General features: G+C 72.9%; 1 pseudogene. It reads left to right on the forward strand.

Annotated elements, in window-relative coordinates:
- A pseudogene (locus EU805_RS17255) lies at positions 1 to 748 on the forward strand (hypothetical protein); the annotation flags it as partial.

Here is a 748-nt window from a genome sequence, read left to right on the forward strand (position 1 = left end):
GACCTTGCTCCTGCCGCCCGCGCCGCCGCAGGCCTGACACAGGCACAGCTCGCGGAGCGCGTGACCGCCGCACGCCGTCGGGCCCGGGCCGAGGGACGGGCGATGTCCCTCGACGATCTGCTGGTCGATCTCGCGCGCAGGCGCCTACCCATCTCGCCCGCCTTGCGGCGTCGCATCGCGACCTACGCCGCCGGGCGCGCCGTCGCCGCCCACGTCACCCGCACGGCCAGGATCGACGCGATCCGTCTGCAGGGGAGCCACGCGGAACTCGATCTCGCCGACTGGCCCAACGCGCGCACCGCGGCCGACATCGGGCGCAACCTCGTCACCCTCCTCGCGGGCCGCGCCGCCGAGGAAGTCATCCTCGGCGAGGCGTCGGGGCGCTGCGGCGGCGATGCGGACTCCGACCTCGCCCGCGCTACGCGGTTGGCGATTGAAGAGGCCCTCGGTCGCGGTCACGGCACCCTCGTCTGGTGCGGGGCGGAGGAGGATCCGGGAACACTCTTCGCCCGCCACAAAGGTCTGCGCGAGCGTGTCGCCCGCCGCCTCGAGGCTGCCTACGCCCGGGCTTGCGCTCTGGTGCGTGACCACCGCGAAGTGATCGATCTCATCGCTGCCGATCTTGTGATCGACGGTGTGTTGGAGGGTGAGGCGCTCAACGAGGCGCTGGCGTGCTGCCATGTGCGGGATAGCGGGGCCGAGGACGACGGGCCCGGGGATGGCGGGATCGACGGCTTCGACTGGTCGC

Origin of the sequence: Salipiger sp. IMCC34102 (assembly GCF_004145405.1) — a bacterium.
GTDB lineage: Bacteria > Pseudomonadota > Alphaproteobacteria > Rhodobacterales > Rhodobacteraceae > Loktanella.